The sequence below is a fragment of the Rhizobium cauense genome (assembly GCF_019511525.1).
Taxonomy (GTDB): Bacteria; Pseudomonadota; Alphaproteobacteria; order Rhizobiales; family Rhizobiaceae; genus Rhizobium; species Rhizobium cauense.
The window spans coordinates 168,906-188,403 of record NZ_JAEUAT010000003.1; the positions used below are offsets into that span (position 1 = coordinate 168,906).

General features: G+C 59.2%; 17 protein-coding genes. 10 read left to right on the plus strand and 7 right to left on the minus strand.

The window, feature by feature from the left end; genetic code table 11:
- Positions 1-804: 804 nt before the first annotated feature.
- The 6 genes from JNB88_RS06845 (at position 805) to JNB88_RS06870 (ending at position 7,332) form a co-directional block, all read left to right on the plus strand.
- The gene (locus JNB88_RS06845) at positions 805-1,470 is read left to right on the plus strand and encodes a GntR family transcriptional regulator (protein ID WP_220354792.1); all 666 of its coding nucleotides are present in this window, start codon (positions 805-807) and stop codon (positions 1,468-1,470) included.
- 830 nt (positions 1,471-2,300) lie between these two features.
- On the plus strand, positions 2,301-3,305 hold the full coding sequence (bioB, locus tag JNB88_RS06850; protein ID WP_220354793.1) for a biotin synthase BioB: 1,005 nt from the start codon (positions 2,301-2,303) through the stop codon (positions 3,303-3,305).
- Positions 3,302-4,447, plus strand: coding sequence for an 8-amino-7-oxononanoate synthase (locus tag JNB88_RS06855; protein WP_220354794.1), 1,146 nt, complete (start codon positions 3,302-3,304; stop codon positions 4,445-4,447). The genes bioB and JNB88_RS06855 overlap by 4 nt, the downstream gene beginning before the upstream one ends.
- A complete protein-coding gene (gene bioD, locus JNB88_RS06860; protein WP_220354795.1) occupies positions 4,444-5,073 on the plus strand; it encodes a dethiobiotin synthase in 630 nt (209 codons plus the stop codon). Before JNB88_RS06855 ends, bioD begins: the two co-directional genes overlap by 4 nt.
- A gap of 4 nt (positions 5,074-5,077) precedes the next feature.
- Positions 5,078-6,346: an adenosylmethionine--8-amino-7-oxononanoate transaminase gene (locus tag JNB88_RS06865; protein WP_220354796.1), complete on the plus strand. Its 1,269-nt coding sequence runs from the start codon at positions 5,078-5,080 to the stop codon at positions 6,344-6,346.
- Positions 6,346-7,332 (plus strand): beta-ketoacyl-ACP synthase III, encoded by a 987-nt coding sequence (locus tag JNB88_RS06870; RefSeq protein WP_220355077.1) that lies wholly within the window; start codon positions 6,346-6,348, stop codon positions 7,330-7,332. The genes JNB88_RS06865 and JNB88_RS06870 overlap by 1 nt, the downstream gene beginning before the upstream one ends.
- Positions 7,333-7,350: 18 nt before the next feature.
- On the opposite strand, the gene JNB88_RS06875 is transcribed toward JNB88_RS06870, so the two are convergent.
- Entirely contained in the window at positions 7,351-7,782 is a 432-nt protein-coding gene (locus tag JNB88_RS06875; protein WP_220354797.1) for an Lrp/AsnC family transcriptional regulator, read from the minus strand.
- Positions 7,783-7,912: 130 nt separating this feature from the next.
- Here JNB88_RS06875 and JNB88_RS06880 point away from each other — a divergent pair, with 130 nt between their 5' ends.
- The gene (locus tag JNB88_RS06880) at positions 7,913-9,016 is read left to right on the plus strand and encodes a saccharopine dehydrogenase family protein (protein WP_220354798.1); all 1,104 of its coding nucleotides are present in this window, start codon (positions 7,913-7,915) and stop codon (positions 9,014-9,016) included.
- Between the two features lie 120 nt (positions 9,017-9,136).
- On the opposite strand, the gene JNB88_RS06885 is transcribed toward JNB88_RS06880, so the two are convergent.
- Genes JNB88_RS06885 through hglS form a run of 3 tightly spaced genes read right to left on the minus strand, consistent with a single transcriptional unit; the run spans position 9,137 to position 13,358 of the window.
- Entirely contained in the window at positions 9,137-10,369 is a 1,233-nt protein-coding gene (locus tag JNB88_RS06885) for a pyridoxal phosphate-dependent aminotransferase (RefSeq protein ID WP_220354799.1), read from the minus strand.
- Between the two features lie 8 nt (positions 10,370-10,377).
- Entirely contained in the window at positions 10,378-11,910 is a 1,533-nt protein-coding gene (gene amaB / locus JNB88_RS06890) for an L-piperidine-6-carboxylate dehydrogenase (protein ID WP_220354800.1), read from the minus strand.
- Positions 11,911-11,957: 47 nt separating this feature from the next.
- The gene (hglS, locus tag JNB88_RS06895; protein ID WP_220354801.1) at positions 11,958-13,358 is read right to left on the minus strand and encodes a 2-oxoadipate dioxygenase/decarboxylase HglS; all 1,401 of its coding nucleotides are present in this window, start codon (positions 13,356-13,358) and stop codon (positions 11,958-11,960) included.
- A gap of 107 nt (positions 13,359-13,465) precedes the next feature.
- Between hglS and JNB88_RS06900 the strand changes: the two genes are divergently transcribed.
- Both JNB88_RS06900 and recX read left to right on the plus strand, forming a co-directional pair.
- On the plus strand, positions 13,466-14,380 hold the full coding sequence (locus tag JNB88_RS06900) for a LysR family transcriptional regulator (protein ID WP_220354802.1): 915 nt from the start codon (positions 13,466-13,468) through the stop codon (positions 14,378-14,380).
- On the plus strand, positions 14,377-14,931 hold the full coding sequence (gene recX / locus JNB88_RS06905; RefSeq protein ID WP_220354803.1) for a recombination regulator RecX: 555 nt from the start codon (positions 14,377-14,379) through the stop codon (positions 14,929-14,931). Before JNB88_RS06900 ends, recX begins: the two co-directional genes overlap by 4 nt.
- 72 nt (positions 14,932-15,003) lie before the next feature.
- Here recX and repC read toward each other — a convergent pair whose 3' ends face one another.
- From repC to repA, 3 genes are all read right to left on the minus strand, one after another.
- Positions 15,004-16,293, minus strand: a complete 1,290-nt coding sequence (gene repC / locus JNB88_RS06910) for a plasmid replication protein RepC (RefSeq protein ID WP_220354804.1) — start codon at positions 16,291-16,293, stop codon at positions 15,004-15,006.
- A 149-nt stretch (positions 16,294-16,442) separates the two neighbouring features.
- Positions 16,443-17,441 carry a plasmid partitioning protein RepB gene (repB, locus tag JNB88_RS06915; RefSeq protein ID WP_220354805.1) on the minus strand — a complete coding sequence of 333 codons (999 nt, stop codon included), beginning with the start codon at positions 17,439-17,441 and terminating at the stop codon, positions 16,443-16,445.
- A complete protein-coding gene (gene repA, locus JNB88_RS06920) occupies positions 17,438-18,616 on the minus strand; it encodes a plasmid partitioning protein RepA (protein WP_220354806.1) in 1,179 nt (392 codons plus the stop codon). Before repA ends, repB begins: the two co-directional genes overlap by 4 nt.
- A gap of 399 nt (positions 18,617-19,015) precedes the next feature.
- On the opposite strand from repA, the gene JNB88_RS06925 reads away from it, so the two are divergent.
- Complete coding sequence (locus JNB88_RS06925; RefSeq protein ID WP_220354807.1) at positions 19,016-19,195, plus strand: hypothetical protein; 180 nt, start codon at positions 19,016-19,018, stop codon at positions 19,193-19,195.
- The last annotated feature ends 303 nt before the right edge of the window (positions 19,196-19,498 follow it).

The window sequence follows — 19,498 nt, forward strand, 5'->3', positions numbered from 1 at the left end:
TCCAAAAGTTCCCCGCGGGGAACCACGCTTTGTTGCACTGAAACCGGGTCCATAGAACCCGCCAAGGCGACGGTCAAATTGGCGGGCATTTCGCGCCAAACGAACTCCTTCGCCGGACCCTACATGCCCCTAAGCCGCCTGATATGTCCGACCACGCGGCTGCAGTTCGATCCCTCATTGAGCAACAGTGACCCCGCCCGCCGGATTGTTCCCCGCGGGGAACTCGGTCGTTACCCACCTTTCGCGTCGATCCTCCTCGCCATGCGAGCGAGCGCGGCCGCGGCATGACAGCAAGTTCCCAACGGCCGAAGCGCCCCTCAACACGTGCCGCTCTCCCGACATCTCTAGGTTCCGATCTCCTCAACCCTAAGCACCTTCCTGCGAACACACGACCGGACACCCCGTTCCCGCAGGCTGACACCATGGCAGTTCCGCGCGCCGAACTCGTAGCCGGCCAGTCCGCCACACCTGTATTGCCCCCGCCCGTTGTCTAACCCCTAGACCCTTGAACCTCAGCTCAATTTTCCTTGTCCCTCCGATCACAGCTGATGATCAAAACGAGACGACCGCGAGGATGCGCACCATCAGGCATCCCGGGGCGCGCGGCGAATAGCTCACGCGTCTTTCTTCAACAGAACCCATATCCAGGTCGGCCTGACCGGTTGCGGTGTCGCCTGCGTGCTCCTCACACGGGTTCTTGCATTTGATGTCGTGCCTCACTCTTCGACTACGCCTGAGACAAATCCACAGCCATGCATTGCACGCACCTCGACACGGTCGTGCACAGGAATTATCTCTAAAACCATGAGTATCCATAACGACGACACCATAGCCGGTCGCATCAGTCGCGCGCTCGCCGAGCGCATTGTGACCGGATCCCTGGCGCCCGGCTCAAAGCTTAAGCAGGACCACATCGCAGAAGAATTCGGGTCGTCGCACGTCCCCGTACGCGAGGCATTGCGCCGCCTCGAAGCGCAGGGTCTCGCCGTCAGCGAACCACGCCGCGGCGTTCGCGTCGCTACCTTTGATCTGAAGGAAGTGCAGGAAGTCGCCAAGATGCGCGCAGCACTTGAGGGGCTGGCGCTGCGCCACTCGGCCGAACACCTCACCCCATCCCGTCTCGACGAGGCTGAACAGGCAACGATCGATGGCGATAACGCGCGCGATGTCCGCACCTGGGAAGAGGCCAATCGCAGGTTTCACAAACTGATCCTTGAACCTTGCAACATGCCGCGCCTGCTCTCCGCCATTGATGACCTGCATGCCGCCAGCGCCCGGTTTCTGTTCGCCACCTGGCTGACCGAATGGGAGCCTCGCATCGATCAGGATCATCGCACCATTCTCGCGTTCCTGCGCGCCGGCAAGGTCGAGAATGCTGTGACTGCCCTGGAAAGGCATGTGCAGTGGATCGGCGGACCATCCCGGCGAGTGCAACGTACTACCCGCGAACGTTTTGCGATCGTCGGCTAGCCCAAAAACGAACCCAGTATCCCTATGCCCATTCCCGCAAGCAGCGTCCGACCGCCGCCACATAGCGCACGAGCCGCCCGCTTCGCCTGGGATCAATTCGCGCTGGCCCTCGACGCGCTTCGTTTGCCACAACAGCGTCGATAGCCGGTGCCTGCGTCACTGAAGCAAAACACCTGATCGCGTCTCGCATCGACCACGCTTACTGGCGTGGCTGACCGGGCAACGATCGATGGTGACAGCGTCCGCGATGTCACCATCTCGGAAGAGGCCGACCACAGGCTCGGAAGAGCATTGTCGAATCTGCGAACATGCCGCGCCTGCTATCCACCCTTGATGACCTCTATGCCGCTATCGCCCGGTTTCTGTGTTCGCCACATGGCTGACCGGCCACGTGGCTCGCCTCGGCCAGGATCATCGCACGTTTTGTGCAGTCATCCGCGCCGACCGTTCGAGAAGGCGACGACTGCGCTGGAGCGGATCGGTCGACCATGGCAGCGAATTCAACGAGCAGCGCGTAAGCGCTCTGCAGTCGCCGTCCAGCCCGAAAAACCGCACCCGATACCCTTTGCGCATTCGTGCGAGCCGCATCCAGGCCGCGCCTGAAGGCCTACTGCCTGCCGGCTTCGTCTCGCATCAAGTTCCTTTGGTTGCTCGTGTCGCAGTGTTCTACACAAATACGACGATGCTAGCCGCGCTTCTCAGCCGAACACTGCATCTCCTCCACCTCGCTCACCGGACGCTCAAATTGCTCAAATTCGGGATAGCTTTTTATAGATATTTTTGCAAACTATCTCCGACTCATCGATCTCTGACGGAAGGAATCGGGCCAAATGCTGCCGAATACCGGGAATTCAGCCTCAAGAATCGCGTCTGCGAATCTACAACGTGATCACGTAACGCAAGGCGAAGCTACAATTATCTATAATTTGCCTTTCAACGATCTTCTCTTCCGTGCTCACGGCGTTCACCGCGCCAATTTCGAACCCAACACGGTACAAATGAGCCGTCTCCTGTCCGTCAAGACGGGCGGTTGCGCAGAAGACTGCGGCTACTGCAGCCAATCGGCACATTATCCGACTGGGCTCAAAGCTTCGAAGCTCATGGAGGTGAAGCGCGTGCTAGCCGAGGCGAGCAAGGCAAGGGACGGCGGGGCGACAAGATATTGCATGGGCGCTGCCTGGCGCAGTCCGAAGGATCGCGACATGGATGCGATTGTTGCCATGGTCGAAGGCGTGAAGGCCCTTGGCATGGAGACCTGCATGACACTCGGTATGCTGACGCCCCAACAGTCCTCAAGGCTCAAAGACGCCGGCCTTGACTACTACAACCATAACATCGACACCTCGGAGCGCTTCTACAGCGAGATCATCACCACCCGCACCTTTGCTGATCGCCTGGAGACGCTCGCCAATGTCCGGGAGGCCGGGATCAAGGTTTGCGCGGGCGGCATCCTCGGCATGGGGGAGACGACCGACGACCGCATCTCGATGCTGGTCACACTGGCCAATCTCCCGACGCCGCCCGAGAGCGTTCCGATCAACATGCTGATCCCCATCCCCGGATCGAAGCTAGCTGATGCCGGGTCCCTCGATCCGATTGACTTTGTCCGTACCGTGGCATTGGCCCGCATCCTGATGCCGACCTCTCATGTGCGATTGTCAGCGGGACGAACAGACATGTCGGACGAGACCCAGGCACTCTGTTTTTTTGCTGGTGCCAATTCCATTTTCGTCGGCGACACACTTTTGACCGCCGACAATCCTGACGAGGATCAAGACACCGCGCTCTTCCGTCGACTTGGACTGAAGGCGGAGCAGCTGGAGCCGGCCGAATGACTATCGCCGGCCTCGCGCCCTATGCGCGCAAGCTTGCCTCCCTCGGCCGCAAGAGCAGGAGCCGAACCCTCATGGCGCCATCGGGCGTCGATTTCACCTCAAACGACTATCTGGGCCTCGCAAATTCACAGCGTCTCAAGGACGCTGTCCGGCGGGCGCTGGACAACCACGTTCCGGTCGGAGCAGGCGGCTCTCGCCTGCTTCGTGGCAATCACCCCGAACACCAGGCGCTGGAACACGAGGCCGGGGCATATTTTGGAGCCGAGCAAGCCCTCTACTTCGGGAGTGGCTACGCCGCCAATGTCGCTCTGTTCTCGACCTTGCCGCAGCGTGACGACCTCATCATCCATGATGCACTCATCCATGCCAGCGCCCATGAGGGGATATCGGCAAGCCGAGCGCCTTCTGTTGCCGTCAGGCACAACGACGTCAACGCGGTCGCCGATGCCATCAATGGGTGGCGGCGCGCAGGCGGTAGAGGCCGACCCTGGATCGCCGTCGAAAGCCTCTATTCCATGGATGGAGATCTCGCACCGCTTCGCGAGCTTAAAGAGCTCGCCACACGGTCAGAAGGTTTCCTCCTGATCGACGAGGCACATGCGACGGGCGTGTTTGGGCAAGGCGGACGCGGTTTGGCGCATTGCCTGGGTCATCCCGAAAACTGCATAACACTGCATACCTGCGGCAAGGCACTCGGAGCCTCAGGTGCACTCGTCCTCGGCCCTGCAATCATCTGCGACTTCCTCATCAACCGAGCCCGAAATTTCATCTACTCGACCGCACCGTCCCCGTTGGTGGCGGCAACACTGCGCGAATCGTTGAGGATCCTGGCCGACGAGCCGGAACGCCGCGCCAAGCTCTCCGGACTTGTGTCCTTTGCCAACCGCGAGATGGCAGAGACAACAGGGACCCACGCCAGCAGCTCGCAGATCATTCCCTTGTTGATCGGCGATAACGCCCGCGCGGTCGCGATCGCCGAACGCCTGCGCAAGGAAGGTTTCGACGTGAGAGCCATCCGCCCCCCGACCGTGCCCGAAGGCACGGCACGACTTCGCATCTCCATCACGCTTAATGTCGATGAGGTGGCCATTTCCCGGTTGTTCGAGCGGCTCGCCGCTATCCTCAGGGAGGAGCACCGATGACGTCGCGCTTCGTTGTCACAGGCACCGACACAGGCATCGGCAAGACAGTCTTTGCCGCCGCCTTAACGGCCGCACTCGGCTCAAATTACTGGAAACCCGTCCAGGCTGGACTGGACGAGGAAACGGATGCCGAGACGGTCGCTCGACTGGGCAAGGTTCCAACCTCACGGATCATTCCGGAAGCCTACCGACTAAGAACGCCCGCATCGCCTCACTACGCGGCTGCGCTCGATGGTGTCGTCGTCGACAAAGAGGCGCTTGCCTTGCCGAACGGACCGGGCTCTCTGGTGATTGAGGGTGCCGGTGGCGTCCTCGTGCCTCTGACGTCAGAGACCCTGTTTGCCGATGTTTTCGCCCGCTGGCAGGTACCGGTCATCCTCTGCGCAAGGACGTCGCTCGGTACCATCAATCACACGCTGATGTCCGTCGAGGCGCTACGGATGCGGTCCGTACCCATCCTCGGAGTAGCGTTTATTGGTGGGGAGAACACTGAGACTGAGCGGATCATAGCCCACATGAGCGGTGTCCAGGCACTCGGACGGTTGGATCGGATCGATCCACTGGCACACGATACCCTGATGGCAGCCTTTCATCGTGGTTTCGACATTTCGACCCTCGGAGTCTAACACCATGACCCAGTCACCGGTATGGCATCCCTTCACCCAGCATGCGCTCGAACCGCCCATGAAAAGGGTCGTCGAAACCAAGGGGGCCTACCTTGTCGACGAAGCTGGCAACCGCGTTCTCGACGCGATTTCCTCATGGTGGGTGATCACCCACGGGCATCGTCATCCGACAATTGTTGAGGCCATCCGTCAGGCGGCGCAAAGCTACGATCAAATCATCTTTGCCGAGTACACCCACGCACCCGCCGAGGAACTCGCGCGCGGATTGATCGACCTGAGCCCCGCCGGGCTCGACCATGTCTTTTATTCCGACAGTGGCTCGACCGCCGTCGAGGTCGCCCTGAAGATGGCGCTTGGCTTCTTCCACAACACCGGAAAACACCGCGACAGGATCGTCGTGATGGAGCACAGCTATCATGGCGACACGATCGGTACCATGTCGGTGGGGGAAAGAGGCGTATTCAACGCAGCCTACGAGCCGCTGCTCTTTGGGGTCGATACAATCCCTTTTCCCACGCCGGGCGAAGAGCAGAATACCCTTGATACGTTCGACGCCTCCTGCCGTTCGGGCAGGATAGCTGCGCTCCTGATTGAGCCGCTGGTCCTTGGCGCCGGCGGAATGAAGATGTTCGGCTCCGCCCTGCTCAGCGAACTCAAGAAAATCGCCGAACACCACGGTGTACTCCTCATTGCCGATGAGGTGATGACTGGCTGGGGAAGGACCGGCACGCTTTTCGCATGTGCTCAGGCGGGCATCTCGCCAGACATCCTCTGCACGTCAAAGGGACTGACCGGTGGGTCGCTGCCGCTTGCAGCAACCCTTTGTACCCGCCAGATCTTCGATGCGCATCTTTCAACCGACCGCCGAAATACATTCTTCCATTCGAGTTCATACACAGCCAATCCGATTGCCTGCGCAGCGGCGGTCGCGAACCTGAAGATTTGGATGGAGGAGCCCGTTCAGGCACGCATTGATCGTCTCGCTGCTCTGCAACGGCAGGGACTTTCCCGCTTTGCTGGCGATCGCCGCTTCAGGAACATCCGCCAGTCAGGCACGATCGCCGCGCTAGACCTTGCCGTTCCCTCAGATGGGTATTTAGCCGACATAGGACCGTCGTTGCGCGCTTTCTTTCGTGAGCGGAACCTTCTTATCCGGCCGCTCGGAAACATCATCTACCTGATGCCGCCCTATTGCGTGACGGAAACCGAGATTGATCGTCTCTATGACACGATCGACGAGGCAGCGAGCATGTGTTTGGAAAAGGCAGCATGATGATCGTCCGCTCAGCCCGTATCGCAGGCTTCGGTCACAGCGTCCCGGGGCGCTGCGTCGAAAACCACGAGATCGAACAATCCCTCGGGCTCGAAGCCGGGTGGATCGAGCGCCGCACCGGCATCCGCACCCGCTACTGGGCACGGGAGGGCGACACACTGAGCGGACTTGCCGTCAAGGCGGGCTCCATGGCGCTCGATCACTCAACGATCCCTCGGTCTGAAATCGCTATGGTGCTGCTGGCGACCTCGACACCAGATCATCTCCTGCCGCCGACAGCACCACTCGTGGCGCACCAGCTCGACCTTCAGAATTCAGGAGCAATCGATCTTGCGGGCGCCTGCTCCGGCTTCCTCTATGCGCTGACGCTCGCAGATGGCTTCGTGCGTGCTCAGGGCAAGGCCGTTCTTGTGATCGCGGCCAACATCCTCAGCCGAAGGATCAACCCTGCTGAACGGGCGAGTTGTGTGTTGTTTGCCGATGCCGCGGCAGCAGTCGTGTTGACGCCTGCAAGCGATCCCGCCGGCGGTATTCTGGGCGCTGACCTGTGCTCGGATGGGAGTGGTTATGACCTGATCTCGATTGCGGCCGGCGGCAGCAACAAGCCCTTTGCGCCCGGCCTCGCAGCTTCTGAGTTTCTCATGACGATGCGCGACGGCCGCGAAGTGTTTTCGCGCGCCGTCGAGATGATGAGCACGGCCTCGCAAAGGGCGCTCGATAGAGCCGCCGTCAGCGCAAGCGAGATCAATCGTTTCGTGCCGCATCAGGCAAATATCCGGATATTTCAGGCAGTGGCAGCTGATCTGGGGATTGAAGCCGAGCGAACCGTCTGCTCGCTGGACCGGTTCGGAAACTCCTCGGCGGCGACAATCCCGCTCTCCCTCTCGCTTGATGCGGCCGAACGGCCTCTGCAGTGTGGAGAAACTCTGCTTTTAGCCGCGGCAGGGGCCGGCCTGACCGGCGCCGCCGTGGTCTACCGTGCCTGATCGTTACAAACGACAGTTCTAGCGGTTGATCCGGGTCGACAGGATAATCGAGGACAGCGTCTTCTCGACGCCATCGATATCGCCAATCTTGTCGATGACCATGTCGAGTTCGCTGATCGATGCCGCCGCAACGATCGCGATCATGTCGAAGCTGCCGCTCACCGAATGGACAGATCGGACATGCGAGATCGCCTGCAACTCCTGGGTAACGCGCCCGAGGGCCTTGGCCGCCAAAGTGATCAGCACATGCGCCTTTATCTGACCGCTTTCGAAGTCGTCCGATAGCCGCACCCCATACCCGGCAATAACACCGTCACGCTCCAAGCGCTCGATCTTCGCCTGCACCGTCGTGCGCGACAAGCCAAGCCGGCGAGCCAGCATGGCCGTCGGCATGCGGGCGTTCTCGCTGAGAATAGACAACAGCTGCCGGTCCTTGTCACTCAACGTCATAATGACCATCCAGTCCGGCGATATGCCAAATTATTCCCGTCATTTTTATCATTATGGCGCTGTGAATCAACCAGACCGACGGGAATAAAGAAGGCATAAAGATTTCTCGAACCAATAGAGGGGAACATATATGAAAAACATCGTCGTCATCGGCGCCGGCAAGATCGGCTCGACGATTGCCCGCCTTCTCATCCATTCCGGCGACTACCATGTCACGCTGGCCGACCGCAGCAAACAGCAGCTCGACCACATGGAAGCCAACCCTGCTCTCAGCCTGGCGGAAATCGACATTGCTGATCACGCCGCATTGGTTAAACTCCTCTCCGGAAAGTTCGCTGTCCTGAGTGCCGCTCCGTTTCACCTGACCATCGCGATCGCCGAGGCGGCGGCTGAAGCAGGTGTGCACTACCTCGACCTGACAGAGGACGTTGAATCGACCCGCAGGGTCAAGGAGATCGCGGCCGACGCATCGACCGCCTTCATTCCGCAATGCGGGCTTGCACCGGGCTTCATCTCGATCGTTGCCAACGATCTCGCCAGCCGTTTCGACAAGCTCGACAGCGTGCGCATGCGCGTCGGCGCTTTGCCGCAGTATCCGTCGAACGCCCTGAACTACAATCTCACCTGGAGCACTGACGGCGTCATCAACGAATACATCGAGCCGTGCGAGGCGATCGTCGACGGTGAGTTGATCGAGGTACCGGCACTGGAGGAACGCGAAGAGTTCTCACTCGATGGCGTCACCTATGAGGCCTTCAACACCTCGGGCGGTCTTGGCACGCTCTGCGAGACGCTGAAGGGCAAGGTCAAGACCCTGAACTACCGCACGATCCGCTATCCGGGTCACGCCGCCATCATGAAGGCACTGCTTAGCGATCTTGGCCTGCGCCATCGACGCGACGTTCTCAAGGACATCCTCGAGCATGCCCTGCCGTCCACGATGCAGGATGTGGTCATTGTTTTCGTGACCGTGTCCGGCTGGAAGAACGGTCGTCTGGTACAGGAAACCTATGCCAACAAGGTCTACAGCGCAGTTGTCGCGGGTCGCATGATGAGCGCGATCCAGATCACCACGGCATGCAGCATCTGCGCCGTGCTTGACATGCTGGCCAAGGGTGACCTGCCCGCAAAGGGCTTTATCCGACAGGAGGACATCGGCCTCGACGCATTCCTGAACAGCCGCTTCGGTCATCACTATGCGCAGAAGGCCTACGGCGAAAAGCTCGCCGGCTAAACGCTTCCAGAAAGATCCTCAATGTGAAAAACGCCCGGATGACCTCCGGGCGTTTTCCATTTGCAATAAAAGACCGATCAAGATGAGGCAGAGACAACGATCATCGGTGTCTCCGTCGGTTTAGGCAAGTCGACGGCACGCAGCGGCAATCCGCTCGAGCGCTTCCTTAAGATCTCTTTCTGCCGACGCGTAGGAGATCCTGAAGTATGGCGAAAGGCCGAAAGCCGAACCCGGCACGACGGCTACATTCGCCTCGTCGAGAAGATAGGCGCAGAACTCACGATCCGTGGTTATCTTCAGGCCATCCGGCGCAGTTCGCCCGAGAATTCCGCCGCATCCGGAGAAGGTATAAAAAGCGCCTTCGGGCGTGCGGCAATCAAGACCCTCGATCGCGTTCAGACCGGAAACGACGAGGTCGCGCCGCCGTTTGAAGCTCTCAGTCCGCTCGGCAAGAAAATCCTGCGGTCCATTGAGTGCTGCGACTGCTGCTGCCTGGCTGATGGAGGAAGGGCAGGAGGTTGCCTGGCTCTGCACCACGGCCATCGCCTTGATGAGAGCCTCCGGACCGCCGGCATAGCCGATACGCCAACCGGTCATCGCATAGGCCTTCGACACACCGTTAATGGTAAGTGTTCGATTACGAAGGCGCGGTTCAAGCTGCAGCGGCGTCACAAAACGAAAATCGTCGTAGACGATGTGCTCGTACATGTCGTCGACCATCAGCCACACATGCGGATGCCTGATGAGGACCTCAAGCAAGGGCCGATAGTCATCTGAACTATAGGCGGCGCCGGAGGGATTGGATGGCGAATTCAACAACAGCCAGCGCGTCTGCGGCGTAATCGCCGCCTCGAGCTTTTCGGCAGTCAGACGAAAGCCACTCTCCGCATCGCAGGGTACGAGCACGGGCTTGCCCTGGCAGATCTCAACAATGTCGGAATAGGACGTCCAGTAGGGCGTGGGAATGATGACCTCATCGCCGGCGCCGACGGTCGCCATCATCGCGTTGAAGAGGATCTGCTTGGCGCCGGTCGCAACGGTGATCTCGCCGGGCTCGAAAGAAACGCCATTCTCGCGCTTGAACTTGCCGCGAATGGCTTCCTTCAGCGCCGGTGTTCCATCAAGCGCGGTATATTTGGTATCCCCGCGCTGCATGGAATCCCAGGCTGCCTGCTTGATGTGATCTGGGGTTTCAAAATCCGGTTCGCCGGCGCCGAGAATGATCACCGGTTTGCCGTCCCGCTTCATGGCCGCGGCGCGAGCACCAATCTGCAGAATTTCGGAAACCCCGATAGCCGATATCCTTGAGGCGGGCCTGAAGCCCGCCTCCTCAACCTTGCAATCAATTGTCATCGTCGATCCTACTCGATTTCGAAGGAGACGCCCTGAGCCAGCGGAAGAGCTCTGGAATAGTTGATCGTGTTCGTGGCCCGGCGCATGTACGCCTTCCACGCGTCTGAACCGGATTCACGACCACCACCTGTTTCCTTTTCTCCACCGAACGCCCCGCCGATCTCGGCGCCCGACGTCCCGATATTGACGTTGGCGATACCGCAATCGGATCCGTCAGCAGAAAGGAAGCGCTCAGCTTCCCTGAGGTCCAGCGTAAAGATCGACGAGGAAAGCCCGGCGCCAACGGCGTTGTGGTCTTCGATGACCTTGTCGAAGTCGGTGTATTTCATGACGTAGAGGATTGGCGCGAAGGTCTCTTCAAGCACCGGGCCAGCCTGCGACGGCATCTCCACCAGCGCCGGCTTTACATAGTAAGCGTTGTCGTGGGGCAGGGCGACGCGATCGCCACCGTTGACGTGGCCACCATGAGCCTTCGCCTCACTGAGCGCTTTTTGCATGTTGTCGAAGGCGAGCTTGTCGATCAGCGGCCCGACCAGCGCCGTGCTCTCCAGCGGATTGCCGACGGAGACATTGGCATAGGCCTTCTGCAGACGTGGAACGAGTTGATCGTAGACGCTCTCGTGAACGAAGAGACGGCGCAGTGTGGTGCAACGCTGGCCAGCCGTACCCATTGCACCAAAGGCAATAGCACGCAGGGCCATGTCGAGATCGGCCGAGGGGCAAACGATACCGGCATTGTTGCCGCCGAGTTCGAGGATTGCACGCGCAAAGCGGCCGGCGAGGCGTGGACCAACCTCACGGCCCATTCGTGTCGAACCGGTCGCCGAAACAACCGGCACCTTGGCATGATCAACGAGGACTTCGCCGATGGCGCGATCACCGATCAGCACCTCACTCAGACCTTCCGGTGCATCGCCAAAGCGGGCGATCGCGCGCGTCAAGATCGCCTGCGACGCAAGTGCAGTCAAAGGCGTCTTCTCGGACGGTTTCCAAACAACGGCGTTGCCGCAGACCAGTGCAAGAGCGGCATTCCAGGCCCAGACCGCAACCGGGAAATTAAAGGCGGAGATGACGCCGACGACACCGAGCGGGTGCCAGGTTTCCATCATCCGGTGACCTGGACGTTCCGTCGCGATCGTGAGACCGTACAGCTGGCGGGACAGACCGACCGCGAAGTCGCAGATGTCGATCATTTCCTGCACTTCTCCGAGACCCTCTGACGGGATCTTCCCGGCTTCGATCGACACGAGACGGCCAAGCTCGGTCTTGACCGCACGCAATTCTTCGCCAAGCAGGCGGACAAGCTCGCCGCGCTTCGGCGCAGGAACAAGACGCCACGCCTGAAATGCCTCCGAGGCCTTGTCGATCTTGGCTGCTGCAGTCTCCCGACTATCGACCGGAAGTGCCGCCAGTTGCTCGCCGGTCACCGGGCTATAGGAGGCCATTTCGCCACCCGTGTAGAGCGCCTTATCGACGCCGATCTTGTCGAGAAGCGCTGCGGCTTCCTGCGATACATTGACTGTTCTTGCTGCTACGGTCATGTGCGACCCTCTGCTTCTGGTGTTTTAATCGTGTTGGTTGGTGCTGTTTACTCGGCTGCCTGGACGGCGGCGAGGCGCGCCCGGCATTCAGCGATCGAATGCGCCTCGATACCCGCATAATGGTCGAACTCATTGAGAACCGACGTTCCGAGATCGCGTTCGAAGCGCTGCTGATTGGGGCTTGCGGCAAACTCCTGCGCTGTCTCATCGCCGAGGTTCGACTGGAAGATGCCTGCCGCACTGACCGGAAGGAAATCTTCGTAGACGATCGGATCAAAGTAGACGAGCCCGTCGGCCACCAGCTCTTCGATACTGGTATCGATTGGTTTCGACGCGTTCAGGCCCTTCGGTGTCATCGAGTAACGGAAGTAGCCAAGGCCCTGGTCGCGGATCTCAGCCCAGCTGTCGGGAAAGGGTATGAAGGCCTCGGCGAGCGCTTTGTCATAGGCTGCCGCATTAGAACCGTCGGCTGCAGGACGCACGGTCTTGCGCGAGTCCGTCAGTAGCTTGTCGTAAAGCGCGCGACCCTTGGGAGTGAGTGCTATGCCGCGACTTTCAATTTCCCCGAAACGCGCCGTATGTGTACCCTCCTGCCAGGTGCCGGCCGCATCAATGAACGAGACCGCTTCCTCAAGCGCCTTGAACGATGTCTGCCGGAGCAAGATCGCACAGCGACGGCTCGGGGGACCTTCGACGACGGCCTTCGGGGCAATGCCGTACTCCGGCATCAGGCGCTGCACTTCATCAATATCGAGGGTCCGGGGCGTCAGATGATTGATATGCGGCCCTTTAAACGACACGACGTCGGCGATTAGGCGATGTGCGTCGTGCAGGCGCCCATACATGGCGAGGTCAACATTGGCCTGGTCGTGCCAGCGGAATGTCTCAAGAACCTCACCCACAAACAGCTTCGCATCGCCATCATCGAGACCACCCTGACGCTCAGCCTTTTCCGTCAGTTCTATGGCGCCCGCGGTAAAGATCTGGCGCTTATCCAGGATCCGCTCGGCTTCAGCGCGCAGTACCTCGTCGGCAATGAGGTCGAGCCGCAGCAACGAGGTGAAGACGCGGAAAGGATTGCGCTTCAGTGCCTCGTCGCCAACCGGCCGGAAGGCAGTGGAATGAACCGGCACGCCTGCTTCGCTCAGGTCGTAGTAGCCAACCGGGAACATTCCCATCACCGCGAAGACGCGCCTCATCATGGCAAGCTCAGCAGCGGTTCCGAGGCGGATGGCGCCGTGGCGCTCTTCGGACACTCGCCCCAGGGAGTCGGTTTCATCCAGGCGTCTTTTCAGATCCGGATCGGCCGCAAGCGTGGCTGCATTCACCTTTGCGACGATGTCCATGAGCGTGCCATACGCGGGGACCTCGGTTCGATACATGGCCGACATTGCCGCTGAGAATGCGGAACGGATGCTGCAGGAGGAGACGAAACTTCTGGTCGACATATCTTTCTCACAGACGCCAAAGGGGACACTTCATTCAGGATTGCGATCATATCGCGCGTCGCGTAGATGGATAACGACAAATGAAGCTGAGATGATGCGGTTCCGGAATGACTTTACCTCGGAAGCTGACCCCTGACCTGACCACACTGCAATCATTTGAATCGGCAGCACGTCACGGCAATTTCACCCGAGCGGCGCTCGAACTGAACCTGACGCAAAGTGCCATCAGCCGGCAGATCAAGGAACTTGAAGCCCAGCTTGGTGTCCTTCTCTTCGAGCGCGTTCGACAAAGAGCTATTCTGTCGGAAGCCGGCAAGCGTCTGCTGCCCGAGGCGAGGCGTCTCCTTCATCAGACGGAAGAGATGATGATCCGGGCGGCATCCGGCGCCGATGCGACCGCGACCCTTTCGATCGCAACCTTGCCAACTTTCGGCAGTCGGTGGCTCACGCCCCGGCTTCCAAATTTCCTGGCGGCTCATCCCGGCACGCTCGTGGATATTGGCTCCCGCTCCGAGACATTTGATTTCGAACAGGAGAGCTTTGATCTCGCCATTCATTACGGGCAGCCGATATGGGCGCGGGCAACCTGTACTTTTCTGTGCGACGAGAATGTTGTTCCCGTTGCGAGCCCGACCCTTTTGCAATCCGATCCGGTAACCGAACCGGCTGAACTTCTGCATAAGCCTCTGTTGCATCTGGCGACACGGCCGCGGCTCTGGCGCCAGTGGTTCGAGCATTGCGGGGTCGAGTCTGATCTCTCATACCGCGGCAACCGGTTCGACCAGTTTTCGATGATCATTGAAGCGGCGATAATGTCGATGGGGTTTGCGCTGCTACCACTTTACCTGATCGAGCAAGAGCTGCGGACAGGCAAACTGCAGATCGTCATCGACCAGCCGATGTCGACCGAGAACAGCTATTATGTCGTCATGCCCGACGGTAAGCGAGAGCATCCACTTGGCCTCGCATTCACGAACTGGCTGCTTTCCCAGGTTAGCGGCAAGGACGTGACAGGATCGTGAGCGAAGAGGAAACACCGTCCGACACTCCGACCGCGCGCATGCTGAGCTGGGCCAAAAACTCGACCATTTATCGGCTTGAGCGTCGGATGATGACCGAAAAGCAATTGTTCGATGCAATCGTCAGGAAGGCGCGACAAAAGTTCGAAGAGATCAACGAGGCTCAACTCCGGGCGGTTGGGGACTGGGCCGTTAAATTCGCTTACGACCATGGCGGCTTGAACGACACCAACTATGCCGAAGTCAGTGCGCGCTCCGGTATTCGCAGTGGTCGCTCGAAGCGACGGATCGCTCAGAAGCTTTCACAAAAGGGCGTCGACAGAGAGGTAATCACGATTGCGCTCGATGGGGCGGATGACTTCCTTGCCGCGGTCGTTTTCGCCCGCAAGCGTGCCTTCGGACCATTTCGCCGTGGCGATGTCGATCGCGAACGCTTTGCCAAGGAGATGGCTGCATTTGCGCGAAACGGTTTCAGCTTCGAGATTGGAAAGACCGTGCTCGGCATGAGCCGCGAAGAAGCTGACGATGTCCTGCTTGCGCCGCCGGCCGGGTGATCCGATGCGTCTTGCGCCGTAGGCTGATGTTGTCAAACTGCTCGCATACGGCATCATCACACATGCCCTCCGCTAGCTCGCTCTTCGTGTTCCGGCGCCTCGCGCACGAGCCAACGACATCAGCATCGGCCCAACCGAGAATTCGCCTTTCTCCGCGCGACGCGTCAGATCTCTGAGATAGGCGCCAGCCGAATTGATATGCCCGCCGCGCTCAAGGATGCAGGCCATCATCGTGGCTGCGTTCTCTGGTCCCATGATTGCCGAAGCGTCCTCATAAGCTGAGGCACTGACGCCCAGCATACCCCGGACGACAATAGCGGCTGCCATCATATCACGCCAATTGGAGATTGCCCCGCCAGGCCCGTAGCTCACAATTTCGGGGCAGGCCTGCAAGACGAGGCCAAGCGGGAACGATTTCAGGCCGGGACCGTTACCGTCGATCCGGCCGGCCGTCTTCCCGGTGTCCCGATCGAATTGCGGCTTGCGTACCTCGGGCCCCACCTCCTCACGTTCAATAGGACCCGCCGACCTTGTCCCCTGCTTTCTATCAAAAGCTGGTTCAAGTTCAGAAATAGAGTCGGGGTTTGAATTATGTATGTGCCGCTCAGTATGGAGGTCATTGCCGCTTGAATTTTTCGAATTAAGCAACGTTTCCAGCTTGTTGGTAATATCTTCGCGCAATGTCTGCATTTCTTCGGTCGTCTTGGTGATCTGCTCGGCTGTTGCTGTGCGTGGGAGGCTGTCGACCAACCCCCTGAAGTAGGTGAACACAGCTTCCCAGTCGCCGGCGAGATCTTCTTCCATCGCGGTCTCGATCAGTTTGGCAACATCCCTGCGGCAAAGGCTGAGCTGCTCGCGCAATCGCTGCATATGAAGTCGCTCTGCCACGACTTCGGCAGCCAGGCTCTCAATTTCCTCGGCTCGGACAACGAGCGGCGCGAGCGAGAAGCCGAAGGCCTCGCCGATCTCCCCTTCCGTGCCCCTGCGTGCGTAGCGCTTTCCGTTCGGACTATCCTTGCGAATAATCAGGCCGGCCTCGACAAGCGCTGCCAGGTGGCGCCGTATCGTCTGTTCCGCCATACCGTGCGAGCGCAGGGAAAGCTGATTATTTGACGGAAATACTACGAGGCCGGTTTCCTCCGACAGAACATTTTTCGGATGGAAACTCAGCAATCCGTTCAGCACGGCGAGCGCCCGATCGGTAACGCCAAGCAAGGGCCTTGCCTCGCACAATGCCCTGTAGATCTTCCACTTGTCGACCGACTGATCAGCCCGGATTTCGCCCGCAGCCTTCTGGCTGGCGAGCATGCCAAGCGTCATCGGACGCTGCCCGAAGGGCGTCGTCACACTTCCTGTTTCCATCACCTTCACCTTACCGAAGGCAAAAGAAATCCACCCACCAAACTGGCGCCAACTCTTGACAGGGATTCCCGGAAATGCGATTCTCTAGCTGCTAACCTATGAGAAGGCTTCCGTGACGGCGACGTGCGGGAGCTTTTTCTTTTGCGGCGTTATCCTTTGCTTCTACGTTGGGTCGACTGCACGAATTCGCTGTGAAGCGCCTCCATGCGGTCATTCAAGAAGTCCACGAAGCTTTCTGGAACAGCCTTCGTGAAGCTAATCTTCGGGCCAGTCTTTGCGTAGCTGACCGTTGCGAGCAGAAAGCCATTTGCCCTGATTTCTGTAACGGCCGACTGCGCTACCGGTGTAGCCGGCTCGGACTTCAGCGCGGCAAGAGCAACCCCAAACCGATCCTTCTCAGCTGCGCCCTCGTTCTGTCCGAGTGAACGCTTGACGTGCTCAGCTCCGTCCTGGTGCTTTGCAAATGCCTCAGCAAAGTCGACCCATCGGCGCCGACCGATCTCCGGAGATGGACCGATTTGAAGCAGGACATCCCGGGGGATAGAGGTCGCGATCCGCAACATCTCCGACACGTGTGACTTGCCCGTCGCAAGCGATGCGCAAATCACGTCGCGGCGATATCCGGCCTGCTCCTGCGACAGAGCGAACGCACACTTTTCGATAAACGACAAATCGTTGCGGTTTGCGTTTTCCTCACCCTGAAAGACGATCGCTTCCTCGTCGCTGAGTTCGCGCACGATGGCACGAAATTTCAGGCCGAGCCGCTTGGCCGCCGCCAATCGCCGACGACCGAACACGATCTGATATGGCAGCCCGCCGCCCTTGTGCGGCCTGATCAGGCCAGGGACGATCTGTCCGCGCTCCCGGATTGAGGACGCGATCTCGTCGATCGCAGCGTCGTCATAGGCGCCATCGAAGCGATCGGGAATCGACGAAGGGGCGACCTCGCTGGGGTCGACCTCAACAACGTGGTCGCCGTCCTTGAGGAGCCTGTCGAGAACTTCGCCCTTCTCCTGGATCTGCTTGACGCCGGCAGCCACCTTGAGGAGATGCGGCGATGTTGTCGGCTTTGCAACGGGAGCCGTGGTCGGCTGATCCAGCTGACCGAGCACGTTGGCAAACATGCCACGGGAATCTTTCCGGCTCATTCGCGCCCCCATGCTGACCAGAGCAACTGCTCGATCTCCGCGTTGGCGGCATTGATCGATTCCATAGCGCGATCATAGGTCTTCGGCGCCGAGAAGCGTGAACGCTGAACCTCGTAAAGGCTCTGCTTCCACGTCAGTGCGTCGGCGACGGCTGTCGACTTCGTTACCATGTTCAGCAAAAGGTCTTCTCCGAAGACCTGCCGCATGAGGGCGGTCATATTGGCCTGAGGGTGATCGTTCGCTTCGAATTTTGTGACAAGAAACTTCGCAAAGTCCCACTGAGCCGACGTCCCCATTTCGCTCAAAATCTGCATGTAGGACGAGGCAAGCTCGAGGAATTTTCCTGTCGAGTCGACGTCAAGCATGTGAGCCGGAACGGGGATAACGACACCGGTGGCCGCCGTCAGCGATGACAGCGTCAGGAAGTTGAGTGAAGGTGCGGAATCCATGAGGATGACATCGTAGTCACCGGCAACCTGCTCAAGTGCCTGCGACACCCGCAGAAGGAAGCTTGTCCCGCCATTCTTCCTCATTTCCAGTGCAACGGCCGTTTCGAACTCCGTCAGGTCGAGACCAGCGCAGATGACATCGAAACCAGCAATATGAGTGTTATGAATCAGTGACCGCGTCGGCTTCGGATCCTGGAATCGGATCGCTGCATAGAGCGTTTCGTCTTCACGAGGATCGAAATCTGGAAGCGTACCATGCAGGCTTGTAAGTGATGCCTGAGGGTCAAGATCGACGGCCAGAACCCTGTAGCCCTTGAGCGCCAGGTAATGGCCAAGGTGAATGGTTGTGGAGGTCTTGCTGGAGCCACCCTTGAAGTTTGTCACTGCAATGATCTGGCACTCCTCACCATCAATACGGCGAGGGTTCATCCACTTCTTTCGACCCTTCGCGGCCAGCAAGAGACGCAGCTCGAGTATCTGCTCCAGCGTGTACATGCGGCGACCATTCGAGGTGGTCTCCGGCGAGGGTCCTTTGTCCTTCAGGACAATTTGCCGGATATACGCCTCCGACACGTCAAGCAGTGCCGCAACTTCCGACGAAGAGAATTTCCGCATCTCGCGGCGTGCATCAGGTGGATATTGCGCCATCGAAAGGTTTTGCAGCGCCACTTCCAGTTTCGTGGAGAAGCTCTGCATGAAGTCGAGGCTGCTTAGGTGCCGATTCACAATTCTTTCCTCAGTTCGCTTCAAAAGCTTAAGCACCAACATCGTTGATGAACAGCTACCGCATCCATTGTTTCGCTTTAATGCGATAGTTCGCTAATTTTGCGTAGTTACAGAGCTATCTTGATTCGCGAGATTCGGCAAACCCTTAGCGGATGCTCCACATGCACGCGTCTGCGCGCAAGGCGCTCGATCATGATACTAAGAACTCTGCTTTGACCGCACTTGCCCTGTCACCCTCCACAGGAAAAGGTGGGGAGGTGGACGTTCTGCACGCGGTAAAGTCGCGACCGATCTGACCAGACGCTTCGGGTCCAAGTCTTCTTGTGCCCGCTGGCTCAAACACGGACGTTTATTCTTGCGGCGGCTCGGGAGCCTTCGGGCTAAACCGGATTTTCATCCATGTCCTTTGTAGCAGAGGAAGATGGCGCCATCGTTCGCTGGTCGGACGACGACGGCGAGTTGCTCAGGAGGAGCTGGATGCGCTTCTTGCCAAGCCGTCCATGCCGACCAGTGGCGCGGCAGGCCCTTTTAGACGATGTGGATGCGTGGACCGCCAAGGCGGTTAAGGCTGCCTACTGATATTCTGACACCTTCGGTCTCGCCGAACCGATGAGGGACGCGGGCTTCACCGCTTGGGCTTCACCAAAGGGTCGATCGACGCCTTCCTTGCGGCAGCTGCCCGACCCTTATGGCCTGTAAACCTAGAGAAAGAACTGGCACCCAAAGGATACCGCAGCTATGGCCAGCGGCATTACCAGAACCATGGCGGCGCCATGCCAATCCACCTTCGTTGTTTCCGAGAACATCGCAGTCCCTCCTTGACGGATAGGAGGCTATATACATTTCGGGAGTGATGTCGCCTCAAACTGCGTTTCTGGCTGT